Below are 26,287 nucleotides of genomic sequence, written 5' to 3' on the forward strand. Positions count from 1 at the left end.
AACACTTAAACATTGAACTATCCGCGTCCTACGAGGAGAACCCGTGACCGACACCCGTATCGCCGTACTCGTTGGCAGCCTGCGCGCCGACTCCATCAACCGCAAGCTCGCCGAGAAGCTCGTCGCCGAGGCGCCTGAAGGTGTCGTCCTGGAGATCGTCGACGGACTGGCGGACGTGCCGTTCTTCAACGAGGACCTCGAGGCCGACCCGGGCGAGGCCGTGAGCCAGCTCCGCAAGGTGATCGACGAGGCGGACCGCGTGCTCATCGTGACCCCGGAGTACAACGGCACCATGCCTGCCGTCATCAACAACGCGATCGACTGGCTCTCGCGCCCGTACGCCGCCGGCGTGCTCAAGGGCAAGATCCTCTCGGTCGTCGGCGTCGCCCCGACCCCCTACGGTGCCAAGTGGTCCCACGCCGACGCCGCGCGCTCGGCCGGCATCGGCGGCGCCATCGTCGTCGAGGACGCCATCGTCTCCCAGCCGGTCCACGAGATCGACGTCTTCACCGACGCCGAGGCCCAGGCCCGCTTCCGCGAGGCCGTCGAGAAGCTCGCGGGCTTCCAGCCGGCCGCCGTCTGACCCCGATCCGGGTAGCGCAGCAGGGCAGGTCCGCGGGGGTGACCTGCCCTGCTGTCATTTATCGCGTGCGCGACGGGCGATTCGGCCGTACGTTGCGGTCATGAGTGGACCCGTGAAGCAACTCCGTCTGGTGGTCGAGGCGAAGGACTACGAGCAGGCGGTGGCCTTCTACCGCGACACCCTCGGCCTTCCCGAGCAGGCCGCCTTCTCCGGCCCCGGTGAGGCTCATGTGACGATCCTCGACGCCGGCCAGGCCACGCTCGAGCTCGCCAACTCCGCCCAGCACGCCTACATCGACGAGGTCGAGGTCGGGCAGCCGGCGGCCGGCCACGTCCGGGTGGCGTTCGAGGTCGAGGACTCCGCGACCGTCGCCTCCAGGCTCGTCGATGGCGGCGCCACCCTCGTCGCGCCACCCACCCGCACCCCGTGGGAGTCGCTCAACGCCCGTCTCGACGGGCCGGCGGGGCTGCATTTGAGTGTCTTCCAAGAGCTCGCCGAGCCCGCTCTTGCGCCGGACTATCCGGTCACCACCGAGCGGTTGGCGCTGCGCCCGATCGACGTCGAGCGCGACCTCGACGACCTGCACGCCTATCTCTCGCTCGAGGATGTCTGCCGCTACATCCCGCCGGTGCCGCGTGACCGCGAGCAGCTGCGAAAGGCGTACGCATCCGAGAGGCGTCTCTCCGTCCTGCGCCGCGAGGGTGAGGTGCTCTGCCTCGCCGTCGAGCACGAGGGCCGGCTGATCGGCGACGTGGTGCTCTTCTGGCACAGCAAGGAGCAGCGGTCGGGGGAGATCGGCTACGCCTTCAACCCCGAGTTCAGTGGCCGCGGCTTCGCCACCGAGACCGCACGGGCGCTGCTGGGCCTGGCGTTCGACGGCCTCGGCCTGCACCGGGTGACCGCCAGGGTCGACGAGCGCAACACCGCCTCGGCGCGGGTGATCGAGCGGCTCGGGATGCGGAAGGAAGCGGTCGAGCGCGAGGCGGAGTGGTTCAAGGGCGAGTGGACGACACTGGTGCACTACGCGATGCTCGAGGACGAGTGGCGCTCTGGCCACTAGTCTGCAGGGGTGGCCGAGCTTCATGATCTGACCGCCCTGGAACAGGGAGAGCTGCTCCATCGATGCGAGGTCTCCCCGGGAGAGCTCGCCGAGCACTACCTCGACAGGATCGCCAGGCTCGACGACGTCGGCGCCTTCGTCACCGTGGCCGAGGAGCGGATCTCGACCTGCGCTCGTGAGCTCGTGGTCAAGCCGGTCGGCGCCTCGCCGCTGTGGGGCGTACCCACCGCGATCAAGGACCTCAACCTCACCCGCGGGTTGCGTACGACCTTCGGGTCGGCTGCCTTCGCCGACTTCGTACCCGACATCTCCGACAACGTCACCCTGTCCATCGAGGCGGCCAGGATGATCTCGCTCGGGAAGACCAACACCCCCGAGTTCGGCTCGCCCTGCTACACCGAGCCGGACGTGGCACCGCCCGCCGTCACCCCCTGGGACCGTACGCGGATCGCCGGTGGCTCCTCCGGAGGTGCTGCCGCGGCGGTCGCCGCCGGGCTGGTGCCGGTCGCGCAGGGCTCCGACGGCGGCGGCTCGATCCGGATCCCGGCCTCGTGCTGCGGTCTGGTCGGCCTCAAGCCCACCCGCGGGCGGATCTCCCCGTCGCCGATGTACGGCGACGCGGCTGGGCTCGCCACCGCCGGTCCGATCGCGCGCTCGGTGCGGGACGCGGCGGCCTTCCTTGACGTGCTCGCGGGGCGGCGTACGGGTGATCCCTTCTGGGCTCCCGAGGAGCCGCTTCCGTTCCTGGACGCGTGCGAGCGGCCTCCGGGTCGGCTGCGCATCGCCCGGTTCATCGAGCCGCTGATCGCCCCGACCTCGGTCGACCCCGAGTGCGTCGCCGCCTGGGAGAACGCCTCGTCGCTGCTGGAGTCGCTGGGCCACGAGATCATCGACATCCCGCGACCGCTGCCGGTCGAGGCGGTCGCGGTCTTCGAGACGGTCTGGGCGGTCGGCACCGCGATGGCGGTCGTGAACCTCGCCCCCGACCAGCGATCCCAGATCCGGCCCCTGACCCGCTGGCTCACCGAGCGGGGAGAGGCGTACAGCGGCCCGGAGTTCGGGCTGGCGATCGCCGAGCTGCGCCGGTACGCCGCCATGGCGCTGGAGGCGCTGGCGCCCTACGACGCAGTGCTCACCCCGACCCTGGCCTCCCCGCCGCCCCTGGTCGGCGCGATCCGTGACGACGCCGACCCCGCCGCCGACTTCCAGGCGCAGAAGGAGTTCACCCCCTGGACCTCCGCCTGGAACGTCACCGGCATGCCCGCCATCTCCCTACCCCTCCACTGGACCCCCGACGGCCTCCCGGTCGGCGTCATGCTCGCCGCCCGCCCCGCCGAGGAGCCCCTCCTGCTCTCCCTCGCGGCCCAGATCGAAGCCGCCGCTCCCTGGGCCGACCGGCTCCCTCCCGGCTGGTAGTCGCCGAGGCGTCACCCGCGTCGGCCGAGGCGTCGCTTGCGTCGGCCGAGATGGCACCCGCATGCCAACTCGGCCGACGGCAGTGACTTCTGGGCCGACCGGAGTGACGCCTCGGCGGGGGGTCAGTCGCCGAGGCCGCGGGCCTTGAGGGCGTCGCCGGTCTCGTGGGCGCGGGCGACGACGCGGATGACGAAGGGTGTCAGGTACGCCCTGGGTGAGCGTCCGAGGCCGCGTGCACGGGCGGCGTCGCGGGTCTCCTGAGCCAGGGTGAGGGTGCCGGGAAGGGCCTGGATCGCCATCGCGATCGTGAGCGCGACCCGCTCCGGGTCGAGCCCGAAGCGCTGCAGAGGCCGAAGCCAGCGCACAACGGCGTCGAGGGTCTCGGTGGTCGGCGTGGTCACGGTCAGGGTGAGCGCGAGGAGGGCGAGCGAAACCAGGTCGAGCAGGGACTCCACCGCCCGGTCGAAGGTGAACAGCCACCACTGCAGGAGCGCGACCAGGAGCGCGATGAGGAGTACGGCGCGCAGCGCACGTGCGGTGGAGGGCAGGTCGAGCCGGCCGATCAGCGCGAGAGCGACGGCGAGGACGAGGAAGCCGGCCGCGAGCAGTGGCCCGCGCAGCGCCACGATCGCCACGCTGAGGACGGCCAGGCCGAGCAGCTTGGCACCCACCGGAAGCCGGTGGAGGACGGTGTCGCCGGCGCGGTAGAGCCCGACGGTCATGCTCATTCCTCGCTCACCGTCCTCACGTAGTGCTTGATCGCCGCGTCGGCCTCGCCGTCGTAGCAGACGCGACCGTCCTCGACGACGAGGACGCGGTCACAGCGGCGGACGAGGTCTAGGTCGTGGGTGACGAGGATCAGCTGCTGGGGGAGCGAGAGGAGCAGGTCGCCGACCATCCGGGTGTTGCGCAGGTCGAGCAGCGTCGTCGGCTCGTCGGTGACGAGCACCTCCGGCTCGGTGGCGAGCACGCCGGCCAGCGCGAGCAGCTGGCGCTGGCCGCCGGAGAGGGCATGGACGCTGACCTCGGCCCGCTCGGACAACCCGAACCGAGCCAGCGTCTCGAGTGCCACCTGCTTGCGGCGTACGCGGTCCTTCACCGTCCTGCGTAAGGACAGCTCGACGTCCTCGATGCAGGTCGGCATCACCAGCTGGGCGGCCGGATCGGTGAAGGTGAACCCGACGCGCCGGCGTACGGCGGCGCCTTTGCGGGCCACGTCGAGGCCGTCGACGGAGACGCTCCCGGCGGTCGCGGTGACCAGGCCGTTGATCATCCGGGCCAGGGTCGACTTGCCCGAGCCGTTGCTGCCGATGATCCCGATCCGCTGCTCGGTCAGAGTGAGGGTGGTGGGGTGCAGAATGGTGCGTTCGTCGTCGAGATCCGGGGACTCGACCCGGACCTCGGCGGCCTCGAAACAGATCTCAGGCACGTCGCGCGAGCAGCTTCGGGAAGGCGCGGTGGACCTGGGAGGCGACGACCGCGGCGACCGCGGCCTTGATGAAGTCGCCGATCCAGTAGGGAGCGTCGAAGGCCGCGGCCTTCAGCAGGTCGACATGAAGCACGACGGCCATGCCGATGATGCCGCCGACGTGGTTGATGACGACGCCGACAACACAGGCGGCGAAGACGAGGACCGGGTTGGTGCGGCGGCCTCGCAGGACGTACTTCACCAGCAGGCCGACCACGAGCACCATGACCGGGAAGGACCACAGGTAGCCGGCGGTCACGCCGACGAAGACGCCCGGCCCGGCCGCGTGGCCCGCGAAGACGGGGAGGCCGGCGACCCCGAGCAGCAGGTAGAGGAGAACCGCGGCGGTCCCGCGCAGCGGGCCTAGCAGCGCGCCGGTCAGCAGGAGCGCGAATCCCTGTAGCGTCAGCGGGACCCCGGCGGCGCCGATCGGGATGGCGGCGAGGTAGGAACAGACCGCGATCAGGGCCGCGAACGCGGCGACCAACGCGAGGTCGGTGGCGTCGAGGCGCGGCGACCTGGCCGTAGGGGTCGACTCCGTGCTGGTGGGGGACTCGGTCATACTCGCTCCTGCGTACTCAGACCTGAACCTTGGTCAGGTGAACGGTGTTCAGGTTAAGGTCGACGTACGTCTTCGTCCACTTCGTCCCACCACCCGGCCCCTGGGAGCAACATGCGATACCGCCGTGAGGACGTCGTCGCCCGCGCGCTGCAGGTCCTCGACGACTACGGTCTCGCCGACCTGACGATGCGTCGGCTCGGCACCGAGCTCGGCGTACGCCCCAGCGCGCTCTACCACCACTTCGCCAACAAGCAGTCCCTGCTGGCCGCGGTGGCGGACGAGATCCTGCTCCGCGGCCGGCACGAGCCGTCGGGCGCCTGGGACGTACGCGTCACCGGCATCTGCACCGACCTGCGCGACTCGCTGCTCGCCTACCGCGACGGTGCCGAGGTCGTCGCCACCGTCTGGGCCTTCGGGCTGGGCGCGACGCAGCCCCACGACGACCTCGTCGCGGCGCTGAGCGACGGCGGCCTCGGCGATCTCGCCCCCGTCGCCGCCCGCACCCTGCTCCACTTCGTCTACGGCCACGCCGTCGACGAGCAGACCCACCTCCAGGCCGCCGCCGCGGGCGCCATCGAGGACGACGTACGCGACACCGACGACTTCCTCACCGGCCTGGGCCTGATCGCCGCCGGCATCTCGATGGCCAAGGCCGTCCGCGAGGCCTCAGCCGACCGCTGAGGACCGGCGCCTGCGCAGCAGCAGGACCGCCCCGGCCCCGACGACGAGGCCGAGCGCTCCGCTGAGCACGGCCACCCACGGGGAGAGGTTCCGTTCGGCGTCTCGTGCGGACTCGGTCGCGGCAGGCGCGAAGGTCTCCGCGATCTCCGGCTCCCGGGCGAGCTCGAGGTCGCTGGTGAGCGCCGCCGGGTCCTCGATCGAGAACGTCCACTTGGTCAGCCGGTTCTGGCCCCGCTCGACGAGGTTGTCGAGCACGTCGTCGTGGACCCCGTCCTCGACCAGCTCCACCGCGGCCTCGGGCTCCTCCGAGGTCGTCCAGGAGGCGAGCGGCGACCGGAACGTACGGTCGAGGGTGAAGACCGTGACCTCGCCGAGATCGTCGGCGACCGAGCTGAGCCGCATCGGGTAGACGAGGGTCGGGGTGTCGAAGGTGAGCACGATCGGGTCGGCGTACCCGTCGAACGGCTTGTCGCCGCGCATCTTGACCGCCGTGAACCGCCAGCCCTCCTCGAGATAGTCGGCGATGACCGGTTCGAGCTCGGGCTTGGCCGCATACCCGTTCGTACGCAGCCAGGTCGCCACCCCGCTCGCGTCCCCGCCCTCGATGACGGTCGCGATGACATCCTCGAGCACCGTCCGCGAGATGACGTCCGGCGCGGCTCCGGGTGGCGCCCCGGCACCGTCCTCGTCGAAGAGCGACCAGTCCTTCTCCGGCGGCGGGGTCGTGAGCCGGGCCAGCTCGTCAAACCGCTCCGGGTCTCCCTGGGTCACGTCCGGGACCGTCGGCGTCGGCACCAGGACCGCGAGGTCGGGCGTCTCAGTGGTGATCCCGAGCAGCATCTCGAGCCGCTCCCGCTCGCCCTCCTCCGCCCAGCTCAGGAACGCGATCTCCTCCCCGGCCTCGACGGTGTGCCCCTCCGGGACGTACGCCGCTCCGCAAGCGCACGCACGCGCGGAACCGGGGACCAGCAGCAGGCCGGCGATGACAGCGACCAACGCGATGCGAATCGCTCCACGAGACATGGCGGACAACCTATCGGTGATCATGCCGTCTCGACCTCCGCGCCGTGCAGCTCGGCGAGCATCACGGCGCCGGCGAGATCGAGCCTGGTGCCGCGCAGTGATGCGGCGGCGAGATCGACCCGGTCGAGCCCGGCCCCGCGGAGGTCGGCACCGTGCAGTGTCGTCTCCTGGAGCGTGGCTCCGTCCAGCCGAGTGTCTCGCAGGACCGCGTCGGTGAGGTCGGCCAGCGACAGGTCGGCGTCGCGCAGGTCCAGACCGGACAGGTCGAGCCGGGCGAGGTTCGCGCCGCGCAACGAGACCCCGCGCCACACGCCGCCGGTGACCTTCAGCGGCCGCAGGGTGCAGTTCGAGAACTCGCTCCCGCTGAGCTTGCAGCCTTCGAACGTCGAGTCGAAGAAGTTGGTCCGCCGGAAGTCACAGCCGACGAACGCCGAGCCGACGTGGGTCGAGGCGTTGAACCGCCCGCCGTGGAACGTGCAGCGCTCGAAGAGCGCCGCCGACGTCGTCGCCTCGGTGAGGTCGACATCGGTGAAGACACAGTCGACGAACCGAGCCCCGGTGAGGTCGGCCGCGTACCAGTCCTCGTTGCGGAAGTGCTCTTCGGTCGCCTCGGCGGGTGGGTTCGGCATGGCGCACACCCTGCCACCCGCCACCGACACTGTGACGGTCCGGCTCAGTCGTGCTGGGTGAACCACTCGTCGAGGAGGGGCCAGGTGTTGTCTCTGGCTGCGCGGCCGGTGAGCAGGCCGAGATGGCCGCCGGGGACGATCTCGAAGCGGAGCTCCTCGGCGCCGGTGAGCAGGTCGACCAGCGGTCGGACCGAGGCGACGGGACCGATGCCGTCGTTGGCGCCGGCGACGACGAGCGTGGGCTGCTTGACGTCGCGCAGGTAGACGGAGTGGTCGTCACTGAGGTCGATCTGCCCGCTGAACATCGCGTTGGTGCGGAAGAAGTGGTGGTAGAGCTGCCCGAACGTACGTCCCGGGTAGGCGATGATGTTGTCGGTGAACCGGTCGACCGCCTCGAGCTGGGCGAGGAACTCACGGTCGGCCAGGTTGGAGAGCTTCGCGACCGGCTTGGTGAACATCTTGTCGACCGAGGAGATCTGAAAAGCCCACCTGACCAGCGGCTTCGGAGCGCCCCCGAAGGCCTGGTAAGCGGTGGTGACCAGGTTGCCCGGCGGCAGGTTGAGCAGCGGCCGCAGCGGCGCGATCAACGGCACCTGACGTACGTCGCAGGGCGAGCCGAGCACCGCCAGCGAGGCGATCGGGAGGTCGGGGGCGTCCGCGGCGGCGAGCATCGTGAAGATCCCGCCCAGCGACCAGCCGACCACGTGCACCGGCCGCCCGCCCGCGTGCTCGGAGACCGACCGGATCGCCTCCGGCACGACGTGCGCGATCCAGTGCTCGATGCCGAGGCTGCGGTCGGCGAAGTTCACCTCGCCGTACTCGACCAGATAGGTCGGTCGGTTCGTCCCCACCAGGTGCTCGACGACCGAGCAGCCGCGTCGCAGGTCGTAGCAGATCGCCGGCGCCGCCAGCGGCGTCACCAGCAGCACCGGGTCGCCCTCCGGCGTCGTCCCTGCCGCCGGCCGGTAGTGGTAGAGCTCGCGTCGGTTGCCGTCGTCGATCAAGGTACGCGGCATCGGCCGCAGATCGGCGAGCCCGCCGTAGAGCAGCGAGTGCGCGACGTTCCCCGCGGCGGCGCTGACCGTGGTGGCGATCGAGGCGGCAGCTTGGCGGGGGTGGGGGAGGATGGCCATTGTGGGCTTAACGTAACCCGTCCGGCGAGGTCACGGCGGGAGCACGCTCCCACCGTGTGTGACGTCCGTTACGCCTCGATGAGCCGCTCGCACTCGGCGACCAGCCGCTCCCGGAGCGGGGCGGCTCGCTCGGCGAAGGCGCGCTGGGCGGCGGCGTACTCCTGTTTTCCGGCAGCCGTCTCGATGCGGATCGGGTCGAGGTCGAGCTCGGCGAGGTCGTACGGAGCGGCCTTCATGTCCATCGTGCGGATGTCCCAGGCGAGCTCGAAGCAGTCGGCGATGAGGTCGGAGGAGACCAGCGGCGAGAGCCGGAAGGCGTGCTTGTAGAGGTCCATGTTGCCGTGCAGGCAGCCCGGCTGCTCGAAGGCCGCTCGGTCGTCGGATCGCGGCGAGAGGGTGTTGAGGGGCAGCGCGGGCGGGGTGAAGAAGCGGTACGCGTCGAAGTGGCTGCAGGCGATGCGGTGGGACTCGACCACGCGGTCGGTGCCGGTGGTCCCGAGCCGCAGGGGCCAGTCGGCGTGGCGTACCTGCTCGGGGGTCAAGCGGTAGACCATCGCCCACTCGTGGAGGCCGAAGCATCCGAAGTTGGCCTCGCGGGAGGCGGTGGCCCGCAGCAGCTTCAGGAGGGTTTCGAGGAGCAGACGCTTGTCGGCGAGGAAGTCGGGAGAGACGGTGCCGTCGGCATAGCCGCGCAACGAGGAATACTCCGCAGCGTCCGACAGCCTGACCCCGAACCCCGGGTGCCAGCGCAGCAGCTGGGCGGGCCGGTAGGAGTAGTAGGTGAAGAGGAAGTCGTTGACCGGGTGCTTGACCCGGGCGCCGCGGCGGGCGAGATGCGGCTCGACATAGGGCGCCAGGCGCGAGCGGTGAGCGGCCGCGCGAGCGGTCCACTCCGAACGCGACAGCACCTCCACGACGTACAAGCCTACGAAGGCGTCGCATAGTGAAGTGAATCGTGGCGACGGGTCCGGATAGGCTCAGCACGTGCGCATCGCCAGATTCACGACCAAGGGTGGCGAGCCCCAGTTCGGCGTCGTCATGGGGGACCTCGACGGCTACGGCCAGCTCAGCGAGGACGCGACCGTCGTCGCGCTCCAGGGCGACCCACTGTTCTCGGGTGTCAACATCACCGACCAGGTCCACAAGTTCGAAGACGTCAAGCTGCTCGCGCCGGTCATCCCGCGCAGCAAGGTGGTCGCGGTCGCCCGCAACTACGCCAAGCACGCGGCCGAGCTCGGCAACGAGGTGCCGGAGGAGCCGCTCTTCTTCATCAAGCCCAACACCGCGGTCTGCGGCCCCGGTGACGCGATCCAGCGACCGAGCAACGTCGAGGATCTCCACTTCGAGGGCGAGCTCGCGATCGTGATCGGCCGGATCTGCCGCGACGTCCCGGTGGAGAAGGTGAAGGACGTCATCTACGGGATGACGGTCGCCAACGACGTCACGGCGCGCGACGTGCAGCGGCGGCTCAAGCACTTCTCCCAGGCGAAGGGCTACGACACCTTCTGCCCGCTCGGTCCCTGGATCGAGACCGACGTCGAGCCGGAGCAGCTCTCCGCCGGCGTACGCATCCAGACCTTCCTCAACGGTGACGTCGTCCAGGACGGGTCCACGAAGGACCTCGTCCACGACATCCCGAAGCTGATCGCCCACATCAGCAGCGTCATGACGCTGCTGCCGGGCGATGTGATCCTCACCGGCACCCCCGAGGGTGTCGGCCCCATGGAGCCCGGCGACGAGATCGAGATCTTCGTCGAGGGGCTCGGAGCTCTGACCAACAAGGTGGCACAGCGTTGACTGACATTGGAATGACCGGCACACTCGAGCCGAAGGACTACCGCGTCCGGATGGCACCCTCGCCGACCGGCTCGCCCCACGTCGGCCTGGTCCGTACCGCCCTGTTCAACTGGGCCTTCGCGCGCCACCACGGCGGCACCTTCGTCTTCCGCATCGAGGACACCGACAAGGCGCGCAACACCCAGGAGTCCTACGACGGGCTCATCGACCTGATGCGCTGGCTCGGCCTCGACTGGGACGAGGGCGTCGAGGTCGGCGGCCCCTACGGCCCCTACCGCCAGTCGGAGCGCTCGGAGATCTACGCCGACGCGCTCGGCCGGCTGCGCGCCTCCTCCCACGTCTACGAGTGCTACTGCACCGGCGAGGAGACCACTGCCCGCTACGAGGAGCGCCTGGCCGCCTACAAGGCCGCGAAGGCAGAGGGGATCAAGGGCGAGGCCCCGGCCCAGGGCTACGACAACCACTGCCGTGACCTGAGCGAGGACCAGATCAAGGCGTACGAGGCCGAGGGCCGCTCCTCGGTCCCGCGGTTCCGCATGCCCGACGGCTCGATCACCTTCAACGACCTCGTCCGCGGCGAGGTGACCTTCGAGACCAAGCACGTCCCCGACTACGCGCTCGCGCGTGCCAACGGCGACCCGCTCTACACGCTCACCGCGCCGGTCGACGATGCCACGATGAACATCACCCACGTCTTCCGCGGCGAGGACCTGCTGTCCTCGACCCCTCGGCAGATCGCGCTCTTCGACGCGTTCGTCGAGGTCGGCCTGGCCGAGCGGGCACCGGAGTTCGGCCACCTGCCCTACGTCATGGGCCAGGGCAACAAGAAGCTCTCCAAGCGCGACCCGGAGGCGCACGCGCTGAAGTACCGCGAGGAGGGGTTCCTGCCCGAGGGGCTGCTCAACTACGTGGCGCTGCTCGGCTGGGCGATCGCGGCCGACCGCGACATCTTCACCATGGAGGAGATGGTCGAAGCCTTCGAGATCCACGACGTGGTCAAGAACCCGGCCCGCTTCGACGTCAAGAAGGCGGAGGCGATCAACGCCTCCCACATGCGGCTGCTGCCGGTCGAGGAGATCACCCACCGGGTGATCCCTTACCTCAAGGCCGACGGGATCATCAGCGACCCGGTCAACGACGCCGACGCGCAGATGCTCGAGGCCGCGATGCCGCTGGTCGCCGAGCGGATCAACAAGCTCGGCGAGGCCTCCGACATGCTGCGGTTCCTCTTCGTCCCTGAGGCCGACTTCGCGCTCGACAAGGACGACGCCGCCAAGCTGCTCGACGAGGAGGGCCTGGGTGTCGTCCGCGCTTCCCACGAAGCTCTCGTGGGGCTCCACACGTGGTCGACGGCCGAGATCCAGGACGCGCTGACCGCGGCTCTGATCGACGGTCTCGGGCTCAAGCCACGCAAGGCGTACGGCCCGGTGCGAGTCGCGGTGACCGGCAAGCGGATCAGCCCGCCACTGTTCGAATCCATGGAGCTGCTCGGTCGGGAGCGTACGCTGGGGCGCCTGAAGGCGGTTCTCGGGAGGAGCTGAGCGTGGCAGGACGGGCAGGATGAGCACGGTCATGGAGCCGCCCTCGGGACTGGCGTACTACCAGGTGCAGCGCAGCGGGCGCAGTGGTTGGGGACGACCCCTGATCGGACTCATCCTGATCGGTCTGTGTGTCTTCTTCGTCTCGCCCGCGGTGGTTCTGGCCGCGTTCGAGGTCTTCTTCGTGCTCGCCGGCGACGACGTCTCCAACGGGATGGTCCGTGTGGCCGACGTGGAGAACGTCACGCCGGAGTCACTGGCGTTCCTGCTGCTGTCTCTGGCTGGAGCGATCCCGGCGGCGATGCTGCTGTGCTGGGCGCTGCACGGGCTGCGACCGGGGTGGCTGGCCTCGGTCGAGCGACGGATCCGCTGGCGATGGCTGCTGCAGTGTCTCGGGATCGCGGCGATCACGATGGTGGTCACCGTCATCATCGCCTCCCGGCTGCCGATCCCGGGAGAGGACCTCGGCGCCAACACCCTCAACCCTTGGACGAGCACCATGCGCGATTTCGTGCTCGTGATCGTGCTGCTCACCCCGCTGCAGGCGGCGGGGGAGGAGTACCTCTTCCGCGGCTACATCTTCCAGACCTTCGGATCGCTCTTCGGCGGGATGCTGGGCGCGCGTACGGTCTCGGTGACGATCACCGCGCTGCTCTTCGCCTTCGCCCACGGGTCCCAGGACCTGCCGCTGTTCCTGGACCGGTTCGCCTTCGGCATCGTCGCCGGCATCTGCGTGATCGCCACCGGGGGCATCGAGGCGGGCATCGCCATGCACGTCCTCAACAACTTCGTCAGCCTCGGCATGGCCGTGGCCTTCGGCGACATCTCGACGGTGCTCAACACCACCGAAGGGTCGTGGTGGCGGATCCCGGTCACCCTGGTCCAGTCGGGCGTCTTCCTGGCCCTGACCGTGTGGGCAGCGCGGTCCGCGGGCCTCTCGACCACGACGAAGACTGTTTAGGGCGTGCCGATTTCGTAGCCTGGGGGCCTCGCCGGTAATGTTTCCTCTCGGTTCGAGGGAGAAATCCCGAGGGCCGGATCGCTCTTGTTGGCGGCCTCTGCGGCTAAGTCAACCAAGACGATGGGCTATGGTGTAATTGGCAACACGACTGGTTCTGGTCCAGTTATTCTAGGTTCGAGTCCTAGTAGCCCAGCGGATCCTCTCCGGAGGATTTGGGAGTCACCGAAGCGGTTCGCTAAGGTTTCACCCGCTGCAAGCCCCCGTCGTCTAGCGGCCTAGGACGTCGCCCTCTCACGGCGGTAACGCCGGTTCAAATCCGGTCGGGGGTACAACGCAGGAAGAGCCCCGAGTCACTGACTCGGGGCTCTTCGCCATTTCCGTTGTGGGTGTGGTTGTGGCCGTTTCGGAGAGGGTCCCGATGTGGGGGATCGCCAGGTCATCCGGTAATGTTTCTCCTGCCCGCGGGGCCGAAAGGTCATCGCGGGAGGTGCAAGCCCCCGTCGTCTAGCGGCCTAGGACGTCGCCCTCTCACGGCGGTAACGCCGGTTCAAATCCGGTCGGGGGTACAACGCACGGGAAGCCCCGAGTCACTGGCTCGGGGCTTCTTGGTTCTCCGGGTCCAAGTCGAGCTGCATCCAGGTGACGTCGTGCCAGGCGTCGAACTTCCAGCCGATCCTTGTGTACGTCCCCACCTCGGTGAAGCCGAAGGATCGGTGGATGCCGAGGCTGGCCTCGTTCGGGATGGCGATCCCGGCGAGAGCGCGGTGGAAGCCGCGCTCCTTCAGGTATGGGAAGAGGGCTGCGTACAGGGCCCTGCCGGCGCCGTTGCCGCGCCGGTCGCGGTCGAGGTAGATCGACACGTCGCAGGCCCAGCGGTAGGCGGCGCGGGTGCGGTGCTGGGTGGCGTACGCATAGCCGAGCACCTCCGGCCCGGCCTCGCCCTCGGTCTCCAGGACCAGCCAGGCATGCTCGGCCAGGGAGGACTCGATGCGGCGCGCCATCTCCTCGGCCGTCGGCGGCTCGGTCTCGAAGGAGATGACGGTGTCGCGGACGTACGGCTCGTAGATCGCCGCGCAGGCGGCTGCATCCGCGGGCGTCGCGTGGCGGATGGTCCAGGCAGGAGGCATGTCTCCTATAGTAGTCACGTGGCTGACGATAGTGACAAGTTCGGTGAGGCCCTGGCGTCCAACATCAGGTCGGCGCGGGAGGCGCTCGGGATGACCGTCGCGGGGCTCGCGGAGGCGTCCGGGGTCTCCCGGGCGATGATCTCGAAGATCGAGCGGGGCGAGGCACAGCCGACCGCGGTCCTGCTCACCCGGCTCTCCGGGGCGCTGGAGGTGACCCTGTCGGAGCTGATCGCGCGGGCCGAAGGGGATGCCGTGCGCGTCGCTCGGCGCTCGGAGCAGACCGAGTGGACGGACCCCGAGACCGGCTACGTACGCCGCGCCGTCTCCCCGCCCGCGCGCGGGATCCTGGAGCTGGTCGAGGTGGAGTTCCCGGCCGGTGCGTCGGTGGCCTCGCCCGCTTCGGCGTACCACTTCAAGGAGCAGCAGATCTGGGTGCTCTCGGGGCATCTGCGGTTCGTCGAGGGTGACCTCGTCCACGAGCTCGACGCGGGTGACTGCCTGCAGCTGGGGCCGCCCGCCGACTGCGTCTTCGTCAATCCGACCGACGAGCCCTGCCGCTACCTGGTCGTGATCGGCAAGCGGCGCGGGTGAGTCAGACCGGGTTGCCGCTGCTCCAGACCTTGTGGGTGAGGGGAACCCCGGGGCGGTAGGCCAGATGCTTGGCGGAGGGGGCGTCGAGTGCCTGCAGATCGGCGCGGCGACCGTCGCTGATCCGTCCCGCCGAGCCGTCGAGGCCGAGCGCCGTGGCGCCACCGACCGTCGCCGCCCAGAGAGCCTCCTCGAAGGTCAGGCGCTGCTGGAGAACGGCGGTGGCGACGCAGAACCCCATCGAGGTCGTGAAGGACGAGCCGGGGTTGCAGTTGGACGCGATCGCGATCGTCACGCCGGCGTCGACCAGCTCGCGCGCCGGGGGAAAGGGCTCGCGGGTGGAGAGGTCGCAGGCGGGAAGGAGCGTTGCCACGGTCTCCGACCCGGCGAGCGCGTCGATGTCCGTCGGGCTGAGGTGGTTGCAGTGGTCGACGCTCGTCGCGCCCATCTCGACTGCCAGCTGAACACCGCCGGACTCGCCGAGCTGGTTGCCATGGAGCTTGACGCCGAGGCCTGCGGCGCGGCCGGCCTCGAGGATCTCGCGGGACTCCTCGACGTCGAAGGCACCCTGCTCGCAGAAGACGTCGATGTAGGTCGCATGGGGCGCGACGGCGGCGAGCATCGGGCCGGTCACGAGGTCGATGTAGGCGCGACGGTCCACGCCCGCGGGGACGACGTGAGCGCCGAGGTAGGTGACCACCTCGGCGTGCTCGGCGCTGATCCGGGCCAGGCGCTGCTCGGTCACGACGTCGAGGCCGTAACCGGTCTTGGCCTCGATCGTCGTGGTGCCGCCACGGTATGCCTCCGCCCGCAGCCAGCGCGCCCGGGCGCGGAGGTCGTCGTCGGTGGCGGCGCGGGTGGCTTCGACGGTACGCATGATCCCGCCGGCCTCGTAGGGCCGGCCGGCCATCCGATCGATGAACTCCTCGGCGCGGTCGCCCATCGAGACCAGGTGGGTGTGGGAGTCGACCCAGCCCGGGAGCACCGCGCGACCGTCGAGGTCGTCCCGCGTGTCCGCTGCCGGAGCGCGGTCGGCGGGACCGATCCACGCGATCCGGCCGTCCTCGATCACCACGGCTGCGTCATGGAGGGTGCCGTGCTCGGCGGTGTGGGTGGTCAGCTCACCGATGTTGGTCAGCAACAGGCTCATCGGGCCACCTCCGTAGCGCAAGCGCCAGAATACGGACGCGGCCCGATGAAAGGTCCACTGGTCGCTCGCTGACGCTCGCTCATCCGAGCTCCTTCAACGCTTCTGTGAACATGGCGGCCGGGTCGCGACCGTCGGCCAGACGGCCGTCCTCGGCCACGACGCGCCCGCCGACCACGACGCGACGTACGTCGGTGGCGGTCGCCACCAGGGCGAGCTGGTCGAGCGCGGCTCCGGCGGTGCGTACCGAATCGGGGTCGATCTCCACCAGGTCGGCGCAGGCTCCGATCCGAAGGCCGCCCGGGAGGCCGGAGGCGGCGTAGCCGGAGCCGGCGCGGGCGGTCTCCAGGTCGGCGGGGGAGAAGCGTCCGCGCTGCCGGCTGCGGAGCCGCTCGCCCGCCTCCAGACCGCGCACCTCGAGCCAGGGGTCGATGACCGCGTTCTGGTCGGAGCCGAGCGCGATCCGCACGCCTGCGTCGGACAGCTCGCGGGCGGGTCCGATGCCGTCGCCGAGGTCGGCCTCGGTGGTCGGGCACATCACCACCCCCGCACCGGAGCCGGCGATCAGGGCGATGTCGGCGTCGGTCAGGTGCGTGGCATGGACCAGCCAGGTTCGCGGGGAGAGGGCGCCGGCGTCGGCTAGGACCTGCGTGGGCGTCCGTCCGTACGCGGCGAGCGACTGCTCGTTCTCCGCGGGCTGCTCGGAGAGATGGACGTGGAGGGGCACCTCGGCGCGCAGGCGCTCGGCGACGATCGCGATGTCGTCGGGCGAGACCGCGCGTACCGAGTGGATGGCCGCGCCGACGGCGTGCGTCTGATGGAGCCGCTGCCAACGGTCGAGCCAGGCCTCGACGGTGCCGTCCCCGAAGCGGCTCTGCTCGGGGAGGAGCGGCCTGCCTGGGGCGCTGGTCAGGTAGAGGGTGTCGAGGAGCGTCAGCCGGATGCCGACGGCGCTCGCGGCCCTGGTGAGCGCGGCGCCGAACGCGTTGGGGTCCTCGTAGGGCGTCCCGTCGGGGCGGTGGTGGACGTAGTGGAACTCCGCGACGGCGGTCCAGCCGGTCACCAGCATCTCGGCGAAGACGGCCTCGGCCAGGCGCTCGTAGGAGTCGGGGGTGAGGCGGTCGGCGACGGCGTACATCTGCTCGCGCCAGCGCCAGAAGTCACCACCCTGGTCGTGCGTACGGCCGCGCAGCGCGCGGTGGAACGCATGCGAGTGAGCGTTGCCGGAGCCGGCGAGCACGGTGCCGAGGCGGAGGTCGGCCGGCTCGGTGCTCCCGCCCGGGGTGATCGCGGTGATCTGGCCGTCGGACACCTCGATCACGACGTCGGTGAGCTCGCGGCCCTCGACCAGCGCCCGTTCGGCATGTATCCGGGTCATTTGCGGGGCTCGCTCGCCAGCAGTCGGACGACCTCGGTCAGCGCCCTCGCTCCGGCGCGGCAGTCCTCTTCGGTGGCGGTCTCGTAGGGGGAATGGGAGACGCCGGTGGGGTTGCGGGTGAAGAGCATGGCGGTGGGGATCTCGGCAGCGAGGATGCCGGCGTCGTGGCCGGCGCCGGTGGCGAGCACCGGAACCCCGCCCAGCGCACCGACCAGGCGTTGTTGCAGGTCAGGGTCGAAGTGGACGGTCGAGACGTAGGACTCCTCGGTGACCTCCAGGGTGCAACCGTGTTCCTCCGCGGAAGCGTGGGAGGCCTTCAGGATCTCCTCGAGAAGGGCTCGGGTCTGCGGGTCGGTGTCGCCGCGTACGTCGAGCCAGGCATCCACCCGGGAGGCGATGACGTTGGTGCCACCCGGGATCGGAGTGAGGCGGCCGATCGTGGCCCGGGCGGAGTCGGCACCGTCGTGGGCCGACGCGATGCGCTGGGCGGCCAGGACCGCGGCGGCCATCGCGGCGACCGGGTCGCGCCGGTCGCGCATCCGGGTCGCGCCGGCGTGGTTGCCCTCACCGGAGAAGACCAGCTTCCAGCGGCCATGAGCCAGGATCGAGGAGGCCACCGCGACCGGAGCGTTCAGGTCGGCGAGCCCGATGCCCTGCTCCACGTGGAGCTCGACGAACCCCGCCAGGCTCGCCAGCCGCTCCTCGTCGCGGCCGAGCCCCGCCGGGTCGATACCGTCGGCACGGCAGGCCTCGGCGTACGTCACCCCCGCTTCGTCGGTGAGCGCGGCCACCGTCGCGCCGGGAAGTGCGCCGGTCATCAGCTTCGAGCCCAGGCACGCGATGCCGAACCGCGAGCCCTCCTCCTCGCCGAATGCGGCGACCGTCACCGGCCGAGCAGGCGCGAAGCCCTCCTCCATCAGCGCCGAGACCGCGGCCAGTGAGGAGGCGACCCCGAGCGGGCCGTCGTAGGCGCCCCCGCCCGGCACCGAGTCGAGGTGGGAGCCGATCGCGATCGCCCCGTCCCCACGGCCCCAGTGGGCCCAGATGTTGCCGTTGCGATCGGTCTCGACCTCGAGCCCGAGGCCCACGGACGTACGCCGGAACCACTCCCGCAGCTCCAGCTCTGCCGGCTCATAGACATGCCGGGAGTAGCCGCCGCGTACGGGGTCGCGGCCGATCTCGGCGATCTCGTTGAGCAGGGTGACGACGTCGAGTGTCATTCAGGTCCTTGGTTCAGGTCGTTCGGAGAAGGAGCTGTGTTGGTCTCGACACGCCTCCGCCTAGCGGCTCCGGCGGCTCGACCAGCGGGGCCACCGCTGGTGAGACCATCACAGTCGTGGCCGCTGTCAGGCGTCGAGCATCGGGACGTTGAGGCCCCGCTCACGAGCGACATCGCGCGCGTGCTCGTAGCCCGCGTCGACGTGGCGCATGACGCCCGTGCCGGGGTCGTTGGTCAGGACCCGCTCGATCTTCTCCGCGGCGAGCGGGGTGCCGTCGGCGACGCAGACCTGACCGGCGTGGATGGAGCGGCCGATGCCGACGCCGCCGCCGTGGTGGATGCTGACCCAGCTCGCGCCGGAGGCGGTGTTGAGCAGCGCGTTGAGCAGCGGCCAGTCGGCGATCGCGTCGGACCCGTCCTTCATCGCCTCGGTCTCGCGGTAGGGCGAGGCCACGGAGCCGGAGTCGAGGTGGTCGCGACCGATGACGACCGGCGCCGAGAGCTCCCCGGAGGCGACCATCTCGTTGAACTTCAGCCCGGCGAGGTGGCGCTCCTTGTAGCCCAGCCAGCAGATCCGCGCCGGCAGGCCCTCGAAGTGCACCTTCTCGCCGGCCTGGGTGATCCAGCGCTTGAGGCCCTCGTTCTCGGGGAAGAGGTCGACGATCGCCCGGTCGGTCTTGGCGATGTCCTCGGGGTCACCCGAGAGCGCTGCCCAGCGGAACGGGCCGAGGCCCTCCTCGAAGAGCGGTCGGATGTAGGCGGGGACGAAGCCGGGGAAGGCGAACGCGTTCGCGAACCCGCCCAGACGGGCGCCCTCGCGCAGCGAGTTGCCGTAGTCGAACACCTCGGCATCACGAGCCATGAACCCGACCATCGCCTCGACGTGCTTGGCCATCGAGGCCTGCGCCTTATCGGTGAAGTCGTCCGGGTCCTCCGCGGCCCGCGAGGCCCACTCCTCGACGGTGTATTCCAGCGGGAGGTAGGAGAGCGGGTCGTGCGCCGAGGTCTGGTCGGTGACGATGTCGATCTCGACCTCGCGCGCCAGGATCTCCGGGAAGACCGCGGCACAGTTGCCGACGAGGCCGATGGAACGCGGCGTACGGGACTTCTTGGCCTCCTCGGCCTGGGCCAGGGCGTCATCGAGCGACGACGCGACGGTGTCCATGTAGCCGTGGTCGACACGGCGCTGGAGACGGGCCGCGTCGACGTCGACGACGATCACGACGCCCTCGTTGAGCGTGACCGCGAGCGGCTGGGCACCGCCCATTCCGCCGGCGCCGCCGGTCAGGGTCACGGTGCCGGCCAGGGTGCCGCCGAACCGCTTGCGGGCGATGGCGGCGAAGCACTCGTAGGTGCCCTGCAGGATGCCCTGGGTGCCGATGTAGATCCACGAGCCGGCCGTCATCTGGCCGTACATGGTCAGGCCGAGCGACTCCAGCCGCCGGAACTCCGGCCAGGTCGCCCAGTCGCCGACGAGGTTGGAGTTGGCGATCAGGACCCGGGGTGCCCACTCGTGGGTGCGGAAGACGCCGACCGGCTTGCCGGACTGCACCAGCAGGGTCTCGTCGGCCTCGAGCTCGTCGAGGGTGCGGACGATGGCGTCGTACGCCTCCCAGGACCGCGCGGCCCGGCCGGTGCCGCCGTAGACGACCAGGTCGTCGGGACGCTCGGCCACCTCCGGATCGAGGTTGTTCATCAGCATGCGCTTGGCGGCCTCGGTCTGCCAGTTCTTGGCGGTGATCTCGGGGCCGTGCGGTGCGCGGACAGTGCGTGGTTCGCTCATGTCGCTCATCACATCACTGAAGTGAGCGAGCGCGCACGGGAAAGAAGGGTGCCGTCGGCGACGAGGCCGACGACCGACTTGATGTCCGGGGACAGGAACCGATCCGGGCCGGGGGCGGGGACCAGCTTGCGGATCTCCTCGACCAGCGCGGCACCCACCGGGCCGGGCCGCTCGGGGGCGCGCATGTCGATCGCACGGGCGGCGGTGAGGATCTCGATGGCGACGACCTGCTGAGCCCCGGAGATCGCGCGGCGGAGCTTGCGGGCGGCGTTCCAGCCCATCGAGACGTGGTCCTCCTGCATCGCGGAGGTGGGGATGGAGTCGACCGATGCCGGGACGGCGAGGCGCTTGAGGTCGGAGACGATCCCGGCCTGCGTGTACTGCGCGATCATGTGCCCGGAGTCGACGCCGGGGTCATGGGCGAGGAACGGCGGCAGCCCGTGGTTGCGCGACTTGTCGAGGAAGCGGTCGGTGCGACGCTCGGAGATCGAGGCGAGGTCGGCGGTGGCAATTGCCAGGAAGTCGAGTACGTAGCCGATCGGTGCGCCATGGAAGTTGCCGTTGGACTCGACCCGGCCGTCGAGCGTGACCACCGGGTTGTCGACCGCGCTGGCGAGCTCGGTCTCGGCCACCCGGGCGGCGTGGGCCATGGTGTCGCGCACCGCGCCGTGGACCTGGGGCGCGCAGCGCAGCGAGTAGGCGTCCTGCACCCGGGTGAACCCGGTGCCGCGGTGGTCGGCGACGATGCCGCTGCCCGCGAGGACGGCACGGATGTTGGCCGCCGAGGTCGCCTGGCCGGCGTGCGGGCGTAGGGCCTGGAGGTCCTCGGCGAAGACGCTGTCGGTGCCCTGGAGGCCCTCGATGCTGAGCGCTCCGGCGATGTCGGCGGTGGCGACCAGGTCGTCGAGGTCGGCGAGCGCCAGGACGAGCATCGCCAGCATCCCGTCGGTGCCGTTGATCAGCGCCAGCCCCTCCTTCTCGCGCAGCTGCACCGGGGTGATCCCGGCGGCCGCCAGCGCGTCGGCGCCGGGGACGAGGTCGCCGTCGGCGTTGCGTACGTCTCCTTCGCCCATCGCCGCGAGCGCGCAGTGCGCCAGCGGGGCCAGGTCGCCGGAGCAGCCGAGCGAGCCGTACTCACCGATCACCGGAGTGATCTGGGCGTTCAGGAGTGCGGCGTAGGTCTGGGCGACCTCGGGGCGCACACCGGTCCGTCCGGTGGCGAGCGTCGAGAGACGCAGCAGCATGAGGCCGCGTACGACCTCCTTCTCGATCTCGGCGCCCGAGGAGGCCGCGTGCGAACGGACCAGCGAGGCCTGCAGCTGTGCGCGGTGCTCGGGCGGGATCGAGGTGTTGGCCAGGGCGCCGAAACCGGTCGAGATGCCGTAGTGGGGCCGGGTGTCGTGAGCCAGCGACTCGATGAGCTCGCGGCTCGTGGCCATCGCGGTCAGGGACTCGTCGGTCAGGGTGATGGGGGTGTTGTGACGGGCGACGGCGACTACCTGATCGAAGGTGAGGGCACCGACCCCGACGGGAACCGTGGTGTAGGTCATGACCAGAGTGGATCACATCACATTCAGGCGGGTGAGCACAGGCCGTTGTCGGCGGCGTCCTTCTCCTGGTCCTCGGGGCTCACCGAGTCGGCAGGAACCTCGTCCGGTGAGGCGCTGACCTCGGGATTTCCCGGTGTGGCAGAGGTTGTCGGCGAAGGGGCGGCGGAGGCCGTCGTGTCGTGGAGCGGACGGTCATCGAGCATCCGCGCCCACAGCTCATCGGCCGCCGGGAGGATCTCGAGACGGCCCCAGTTGGGGTCGCCGGCGGGGTAGGCCCGGTTGGGTACGGTCTCGAACTCGATGCTCGACGGATCCAGGCTGCGCATCTCGCCGGCCAGGTCGGCCAGCCCGGCGACCGAGCCGATGTCGGTGGTGATGCTCTTGGAGAGCTCGGTCGCGAACGTGGCCAGGCGGCGCGGGCGGGTCAGGGTGCCGGCGGAGAGGACCTTGGTGGCGAGGGCGGTGAGGAAGTACTGCTGACGCCGCATCCGGCCCAGGTCGGCGTTGGGGGTCGAGGAGCGGTTGCGTACATAGTCGAGGGCCTGCTTGCCGCGCAGGTTGTGGGTGCCGGCGGGCAGGAAGATGTTGTGCTCCTCGTCGTCGATCGCCTCCGGGATGCAGATCGTGACGCCGCCGACGGCGTCGACCATCCCACGGAAACCGGCGAAGTCGAGCGCGATGTAGTGGTCGATCGGGATCCCGGTGAGCAGTTCGGTCTGGCGGGCGGTGCAGATCGGGCCGCCCACGGCGTAGGCCTCGTTCCACATCACGCCGCTCGCCTCGGGGATCGTGGTGCCGTCCGCGGCGGTGCACTCCGGCCGGTCGACGAGCGCGTCGCGGGGGATCGAGACGCCGTATGCCGAGGTCCGGTCGGCGGAGACGTGCAGCAGGATCGTGCTGTCGGAGCCGCCGGAGCCACCCTCGCCGTCGATCGAGCAGCCGTCGCAGTCACGTCCGTCGGTGCCCAGGATCAAGATGTTGAGCGGCTGCTTGGGGCCCTCGTCCTCGGTCTCCGGCTCGTCGAGGAGGTGGTTGATGTCGCCCCCGGAGCCGAGGTTGCGGTTGAGGTGGCTGTAGAACGCCCAGCTGCCGATCCCGGTGCCGACCGCCAAGAACAGCATCGTGACCACCACGGTGAGCACGACCGTACGTGTCCCCGACCTCGTTTCGGTCCTCATCACCCTCCTCGCCCGTCCGCCTGAGCGGACCGTCTGCGTGTGCAGCCCACACAGGTTGTACGCGCCAGTGAGCCGAGAGGTTGCTGCTTCAGGTAACGGCATTGTGAAACCATGAGGAAGGCACTGTCCGAAAACCGCGCGTAATTTCGTTCCGAACGCGGCAACATGGTGGACATGGATGGGACGACGAGCGTGAACGGACTCGACTTCGAATCGTGCTACCGCGCTGTTCGTTCGCGCGACCGGCGCTTCGACGGCATCTTCTACACGGCGGTCGCCTCGACCGGGATCTACTGCCGGCCCTCGTGCCCGGCCCGGACCCCGGCGCTGGTGAACGTCTCCTTCCACCGGACCGCTGCGGCGGCCCAGGCGGCCGGCTACCGGGCCTGCAAGCGCTGCCGCCCCGATGCCACCCCGGGCAGTCCGGAGTGGGACGTGGCGGCGACCCTGGCCGGGCGCGCGATGCGGCTGATCGCCGACGGCGTCGTGGACCGGGAAGGCGTCGAGGGCCTGGCTCGCAGGGTCGGCTACTCACCTCGCCACCTGACCCGGCTGCTGACCACCGAGCTCGGCGCCGGTCCGTTGGCGCTGGCCAGGGCGCGCCGTGCGCAGACCGCCCGGACGCTGGTCGAGACCACCGAGCTCGGCTTCGCGGACATCGCCTTCGCGGCCGGCTTCTCGAGCGTACGTCAGTTCAACGACACCGTCCGCGAGGTCTATGCGGCCTCGCCGACCGAGCTCCGCGGGCGCCGTGGGTCGCGGCGCCGGGCCGATGGGACGATCGCGCTGCGGCTCGCCGTCCGTACGCCGTTCGCCGGGCGCGCGCTGCATGCGTTCCTGCGCGATCACCTGGTGCCCGGCGTCGAGGTCGCCGGGGTCGACGGCGGGCGGCGGTGGTTCGCCCGGACGCTCGACCTGCCCAACGGGCCCGGCACACTGCGTCTCGAGCTCGCCGACATCCCCGAGGGCGAGACCGGCTTCGTCCATGCGACCTTCAAGCTCGCCGACCTGCGGGACACCACCGCCGCCGTCGAGCGCGCCCGCCGGCTGCTCGACGCCGACTGCGACCCGCGTGCGGTCGGCGACGTCTTCGTCGGGGACGAGGTGATCGGCCCGCTGGCCCTGGCCCTGCCGGGGCTGCGGGTGCCCGGCACCGTGGACGGGGGCGAGCTGGCGCTGCGTACGATCGTGGGGCAGCAGGTCTCCGTCGCCGGTGCGCGCACCGTGCTGGCCGGGATCGTCGCCGAGCACGGCCGCCCGATCGCGACCGACATCGACGGCCTCACCCATCTGTTCCCGTCCGCGGACGCCCTTGCCGCCGCCGACCCGGCCGGCATGCCGATGCCGCGCTCGCGTGGGCGTGCGGTCACCGGTCTGGCCGCGGCGCTCGCCTCCGGCGAGCTACAGCTGGACCGCGGCACCGACCGCGACGTCGTGCACGAGCAGCTGATCAGCCTGCCCGGGGTCGGACCCTGGACCGCCGACTACGTCGCGCTACGTGCTCTCGGCCATCCCGATGTCTTCCTGCCGACCGATGTCGGCATCAAACGAGCGCTGGAAGTGCTCGGTGCGCCCGCGGCGGATGTCGCCGCGTGGCGGCCGTGGCGCTCGTACGCCCTGCTCTACCTGTGGACCTCACTGACTGCCTTGGAGAAACTGTGATGTGGACTCTCATCGACTCGCCCGTCGGCGAGCTCCGGCTGGTCGCGCACGACGGCGCGATCACCGCGATCGACTTCATGCCGGCCGACTACGCCAAGGGCCGGGTGCTCGGGGAGCGGTCCGACTCGGATCCGCTGCTGCTGGAATGTGCCCGGCAGCTCGCCGAGTACTTCAAGGGTGACCGGACGATTTTCGACCTCCCGCTGGCGCCCTCGGGCACCGCGTTCCAGACGCGTGTCTGGGAGCAGCTGCAGCAGATCGAGTACGGCACGACCGCCTCCTACGGCCAGATCGCCGGCCGCCTCTCGCTGACCGGCCACGGCGCCCGCGCCGTCGGGCTCGCCAACGGCAGAAACCCCATCCCCATCGTCATCCCGTGCCACCGCGTCGTCGGCGCCGACGGCTCCCTGACCGGCTACGCAGGTGGCCTCGACCGCAAGACGACGCTGCTGGGCCTGGAGAGCGGCGTCCTCTTCTGATGCCGAGACTGCAGTTGTGGCGTCCGAGACCGCAGTTGTGGCGTACGTCGGTGGTGGCCGCCGCGCTCCTGGCTGCTCTCGCCGCGTGCGGCGCGGAGGAGCTTGCCGAACCTGCGGAGCCCGCGACCAGTGAGACCCGGAGCGAGACCGAGAACGCGTTGCTGGTCAACGGCCGGGTCAGATGTGACCAGGACGTGTCGAGCGACGAGGCGAAGGACACGATCGAACGCGTCGGCGGGCTCCAGCAGCCGACCTGGTCGGTGCGGTTCGCGGAGAGCACCGCGGCCGGCGTGGTCGTGCTGGTCGCGGGTGACCTCGAGGACGCCGAGCCCCGGCTCTTCGAGGACTACAGCGTGGCGGTGATCGTCGGGTCGGCCGAGGACCAGACGCGTACGGAGGACTTCAAGGCCGTGCGCGACGCGGTGCGGGAGATCTGCGGCTGAGGTCGCTGGGATACCCGGTCAACCGGGTATCCCTGGGGCTGGAGTGACAGCAGCTACTCCGCAGCCGCGCGCCGCAGCGACTCCGAGAGCCGGTCGGCTGCGGCGAGGACGGCGGGAGCGTGCATCTTGCCGGGCTGGCGGGTGAGGCGCTCGAGGGGGCCGGAGACGGAGACGGCGGCGATGACTTTGCCGCCGGGGGAGCGGACGGGAGCGGAGACCGAGGCGACGCCGGCCTCGCGCTCGCCGATCGACTGAGCCCAGCCGCGGCGGCGGATGCCGGAGAGGGCGGCGGCGGAGAAGGCGGCGTTCTGCAGGCCGCGGTGGAGGCGCTCGGGGTCCTCCCACGCGATCAGTATTTGAGCGGCCGACCCGGCACGCATCGTCAGCTGCGAGCCGACGGGGATGGTGTCGCGAAGGCCGGAGGGGCGCTCGGCGGCGGCGACGCAGACGCGGAAGTCGCCCTGGCGCCGCCACAGCTGCGCCGACTCACCGGTGATGTCGCGCAGACGCGCCAGGACGGGCCCGGCGGTGGCCAGCAGTCGGTCCTCGCCGGCGGCGGCGGACAGCTCGGCCAGTCGCGGGCCGAGAACGAAGCGGCCCTGCATGTCGCGGGCGACCAGACGGTGGTGCTCGAGGGCGACCGCCAGACGGTGTGCGGTCGGACGGGCGAGACCCGTCCCGGCCACCAGACCGGCCAGGGTCGCCGGGCCGGATTCGAGAGCTGTGAGCACAAGGGCGGCCTTGTCGAGCACGCCCACACCGCTGGAACTGTCCATATCGCAAGACTAACTTCTCAGAACCTGAGATGCAACGTTACGCTCGGAGAAGCAGACTGGAAGTGGCGGATCTGACATTGCGATTCAACGCTCGAACCGCCACCGG

Annotated in this window: 26 protein-coding genes and 3 tRNA genes; 14 read left to right on the top strand and 15 right to left on the bottom strand. The window is 70.5% G+C overall.

What is annotated here, in order from left to right:
* Positions 1-43: 43 nt before the first annotated feature.
* The 3 genes from OG801_RS23330 to OG801_RS23340 all read left to right on the top strand — a co-directional run bounded on the left by OG801_RS23330 (position 44) and on the right by OG801_RS23340 (position 3,059).
* Complete coding sequence (locus OG801_RS23330; RefSeq protein WP_406031588.1) at positions 44-583, top strand: NADPH-dependent FMN reductase; 540 nt, start codon at positions 44-46, stop codon at positions 581-583.
* 100 nt (positions 584-683) lie between these two features.
* Positions 684-1,643: a GNAT family N-acetyltransferase gene (locus OG801_RS23335; RefSeq protein WP_355021020.1), complete on the top strand. Its 960-nt coding sequence runs from the start codon at positions 684-686 to the stop codon at positions 1,641-1,643.
* 9 nt (positions 1,644-1,652) lie between these two features.
* Positions 1,653-3,059 carry an amidase gene (locus tag OG801_RS23340; RefSeq protein ID WP_406031589.1) on the top strand — a complete coding sequence of 469 codons (1,407 nt, stop codon included), beginning with the start codon at positions 1,653-1,655 and terminating at the stop codon, positions 3,057-3,059.
* Positions 3,060-3,181: 122 nt separating this feature from the next.
* On the opposite strand, the gene OG801_RS23345 is transcribed toward OG801_RS23340, so the two are convergent.
* From OG801_RS23345 to OG801_RS23355, 3 genes are read right to left on the bottom strand one after another with little or no spacing between them, the layout of a single operon-like run.
* Positions 3,182-3,781, bottom strand: coding sequence for a CbiQ family ECF transporter T component (locus tag OG801_RS23345; RefSeq protein WP_406031590.1), 600 nt, complete (start codon positions 3,779-3,781; stop codon positions 3,182-3,184).
* Between the two features lie 2 nt (positions 3,782-3,783).
* Positions 3,784-4,488, bottom strand: coding sequence for an energy-coupling factor ABC transporter ATP-binding protein (locus tag OG801_RS23350; protein WP_406031591.1), 705 nt, complete (start codon positions 4,486-4,488; stop codon positions 3,784-3,786).
* The gene (locus OG801_RS23355; protein ID WP_406031592.1) at positions 4,481-5,089 is read right to left on the bottom strand and encodes a biotin transporter BioY; all 609 of its coding nucleotides are present in this window, start codon (positions 5,087-5,089) and stop codon (positions 4,481-4,483) included. Before OG801_RS23355 ends, OG801_RS23350 begins: the two co-directional genes overlap by 8 nt.
* A 111-nt stretch (positions 5,090-5,200) precedes the next feature.
* Here OG801_RS23355 and OG801_RS23360 point away from each other — a divergent pair, with 111 nt between their 5' ends.
* A complete protein-coding gene (locus OG801_RS23360) occupies positions 5,201-5,770 on the top strand; it encodes a TetR/AcrR family transcriptional regulator C-terminal domain-containing protein (RefSeq protein WP_406031593.1) in 570 nt (189 codons plus the stop codon).
* Here the strand turns inward: OG801_RS23360 and OG801_RS23365 are convergent.
* The 4 genes from OG801_RS23365 to OG801_RS23380 form a co-directional block, all read right to left on the bottom strand.
* Complete coding sequence (locus OG801_RS23365) at positions 5,756-6,793, bottom strand: DUF2330 domain-containing protein (RefSeq protein WP_406031594.1); 1,038 nt, start codon at positions 6,791-6,793, stop codon at positions 5,756-5,758. The two genes, OG801_RS23360 and OG801_RS23365, sit on opposite strands and share 15 nt — an antisense overlap.
* A 20-nt stretch (positions 6,794-6,813) precedes the next feature.
* On the bottom strand, positions 6,814-7,422 hold the full coding sequence (locus OG801_RS23370; protein ID WP_406031595.1) for a pentapeptide repeat-containing protein: 609 nt from the start codon (positions 7,420-7,422) through the stop codon (positions 6,814-6,816).
* Between the two features lie 44 nt (positions 7,423-7,466).
* A complete protein-coding gene (locus OG801_RS23375; protein WP_406031596.1) occupies positions 7,467-8,555 on the bottom strand; it encodes an alpha/beta fold hydrolase in 1,089 nt (362 codons plus the stop codon).
* A 68-nt stretch (positions 8,556-8,623) separates the two neighbouring features.
* A complete protein-coding gene (locus tag OG801_RS23380; RefSeq protein WP_406031597.1) occupies positions 8,624-9,469 on the bottom strand; it encodes a 3-methyladenine DNA glycosylase in 846 nt (281 codons plus the stop codon).
* Between the two features lie 70 nt (positions 9,470-9,539).
* On the opposite strand from OG801_RS23380, the gene OG801_RS23385 reads away from it, so the two are divergent.
* The 6 genes from OG801_RS23385 to OG801_RS23410 all read left to right on the top strand — a co-directional run bounded on the left by OG801_RS23385 (position 9,540) and on the right by OG801_RS23410 (position 13,417).
* A complete protein-coding gene (locus OG801_RS23385) occupies positions 9,540-10,352 on the top strand; it encodes a fumarylacetoacetate hydrolase family protein (RefSeq protein ID WP_406031598.1) in 813 nt (270 codons plus the stop codon).
* 11 nt (positions 10,353-10,363) lie between these two features.
* Positions 10,364-11,893, top strand: coding sequence for a glutamate--tRNA ligase (gltX, locus tag OG801_RS23390; protein WP_406031599.1), 1,530 nt, complete (start codon positions 10,364-10,366; stop codon positions 11,891-11,893).
* A 19-nt stretch (positions 11,894-11,912) separates the two neighbouring features.
* A complete protein-coding gene (locus tag OG801_RS23395) occupies positions 11,913-12,851 on the top strand; it encodes a CPBP family intramembrane glutamic endopeptidase (RefSeq protein ID WP_355021009.1) in 939 nt (312 codons plus the stop codon).
* A 121-nt stretch (positions 12,852-12,972) separates the two neighbouring features.
* A tRNA-Gln gene (locus OG801_RS23400) sits at positions 12,973-13,044 on the top strand.
* A gap of 63 nt (positions 13,045-13,107) precedes the next feature.
* Positions 13,108-13,180, top strand: a tRNA-Glu gene (locus OG801_RS23405).
* Positions 13,181-13,344: 164 nt separating this feature from the next.
* Positions 13,345-13,417, top strand: a tRNA-Glu gene (locus tag OG801_RS23410).
* Between the two features lie 21 nt (positions 13,418-13,438).
* Here OG801_RS23410 and OG801_RS23415 read toward each other — a convergent pair.
* Positions 13,439-13,978: an arsinothricin resistance N-acetyltransferase ArsN1 family B gene (locus OG801_RS23415; protein WP_406031600.1), complete on the bottom strand. Its 540-nt coding sequence runs from the start codon at positions 13,976-13,978 to the stop codon at positions 13,439-13,441.
* A gap of 18 nt (positions 13,979-13,996) precedes the next feature.
* Between OG801_RS23415 and OG801_RS23420 the strand changes: the two genes are divergently transcribed.
* The gene (locus OG801_RS23420; protein ID WP_406031601.1) at positions 13,997-14,569 is read left to right on the top strand and encodes a helix-turn-helix domain-containing protein; all 573 of its coding nucleotides are present in this window, start codon (positions 13,997-13,999) and stop codon (positions 14,567-14,569) included.
* 1 nt (position 14,570) lies between these two features.
* Here the strand turns inward: OG801_RS23420 and hutI are convergent, their stop codons facing one another.
* The 6 genes from hutI to OG801_RS23450 all read right to left on the bottom strand — a co-directional run bounded on the left by hutI (position 14,571) and on the right by OG801_RS23450 (position 22,821).
* Positions 14,571-15,716 (bottom strand): imidazolonepropionase, encoded by a 1,146-nt coding sequence (gene hutI, locus OG801_RS23425; RefSeq protein WP_406031602.1) that lies wholly within the window; start codon positions 15,714-15,716, stop codon positions 14,571-14,573.
* A 79-nt stretch (positions 15,717-15,795) separates the two neighbouring features.
* Complete coding sequence (locus OG801_RS23430) at positions 15,796-17,091, bottom strand: formimidoylglutamate deiminase (protein WP_406031603.1); 1,296 nt, start codon at positions 17,089-17,091, stop codon at positions 15,796-15,798.
* The gene (locus OG801_RS23435; protein ID WP_406031604.1) at positions 17,088-18,311 is read right to left on the bottom strand and encodes an allantoate amidohydrolase; all 1,224 of its coding nucleotides are present in this window, start codon (positions 18,309-18,311) and stop codon (positions 17,088-17,090) included. The genes OG801_RS23430 and OG801_RS23435 overlap by 4 nt, the downstream gene beginning before the upstream one ends.
* Before the next feature lie 126 nt (positions 18,312-18,437).
* Positions 18,438-20,093 (bottom strand): urocanate hydratase, encoded by a 1,656-nt coding sequence (hutU, locus tag OG801_RS23440; protein WP_406031605.1) that lies wholly within the window; start codon positions 20,091-20,093, stop codon positions 18,438-18,440.
* An 8-nt stretch (positions 20,094-20,101) separates the two neighbouring features.
* A complete protein-coding gene (gene hutH, locus OG801_RS23445; RefSeq protein ID WP_406036296.1) occupies positions 20,102-21,649 on the bottom strand; it encodes a histidine ammonia-lyase in 1,548 nt (515 codons plus the stop codon).
* 17 nt (positions 21,650-21,666) lie between these two features.
* Positions 21,667-22,821 carry an LCP family protein gene (locus tag OG801_RS23450; protein WP_406031606.1) on the bottom strand — a complete coding sequence of 385 codons (1,155 nt, stop codon included), beginning with the start codon at positions 22,819-22,821 and terminating at the stop codon, positions 21,667-21,669.
* Between the two features lie 174 nt (positions 22,822-22,995).
* On the opposite strand from OG801_RS23450, the gene OG801_RS23455 reads away from it, so the two are divergent.
* From OG801_RS23455 to OG801_RS23465, 3 genes are read left to right on the top strand one after another with little or no spacing between them, the layout of a single operon-like run.
* A complete protein-coding gene (locus OG801_RS23455) occupies positions 22,996-24,483 on the top strand; it encodes an Ada metal-binding domain-containing protein (RefSeq protein WP_355022085.1) in 1,488 nt (495 codons plus the stop codon).
* Entirely contained in the window at positions 24,483-24,962 is a 480-nt protein-coding gene (locus OG801_RS23460; protein WP_406031607.1) for a methylated-DNA--[protein]-cysteine S-methyltransferase, read from the top strand. Before OG801_RS23455 ends, OG801_RS23460 begins: the two co-directional genes overlap by 1 nt.
* Entirely contained in the window at positions 24,962-25,405 is a 444-nt protein-coding gene (locus OG801_RS23465) for a hypothetical protein (protein ID WP_406031608.1), read from the top strand. The genes OG801_RS23460 and OG801_RS23465 overlap by 1 nt, the downstream gene beginning before the upstream one ends.
* Before the next feature lie 53 nt (positions 25,406-25,458).
* On the opposite strand, the gene OG801_RS23470 is transcribed toward OG801_RS23465, so the two are convergent.
* On the bottom strand, positions 25,459-26,181 hold the full coding sequence (locus OG801_RS23470; protein WP_008358359.1) for an IclR family transcriptional regulator: 723 nt from the start codon (positions 26,179-26,181) through the stop codon (positions 25,459-25,461).
* Positions 26,182-26,287: the final 106 nt, after the last annotated feature.

The organism is Nocardioides sp. NBC_00163 (genome assembly GCF_045206295.1).
In the GTDB taxonomy this organism is placed as follows: domain Bacteria; phylum Actinomycetota; class Actinomycetes; order Propionibacteriales; family Nocardioidaceae; genus Nocardioides.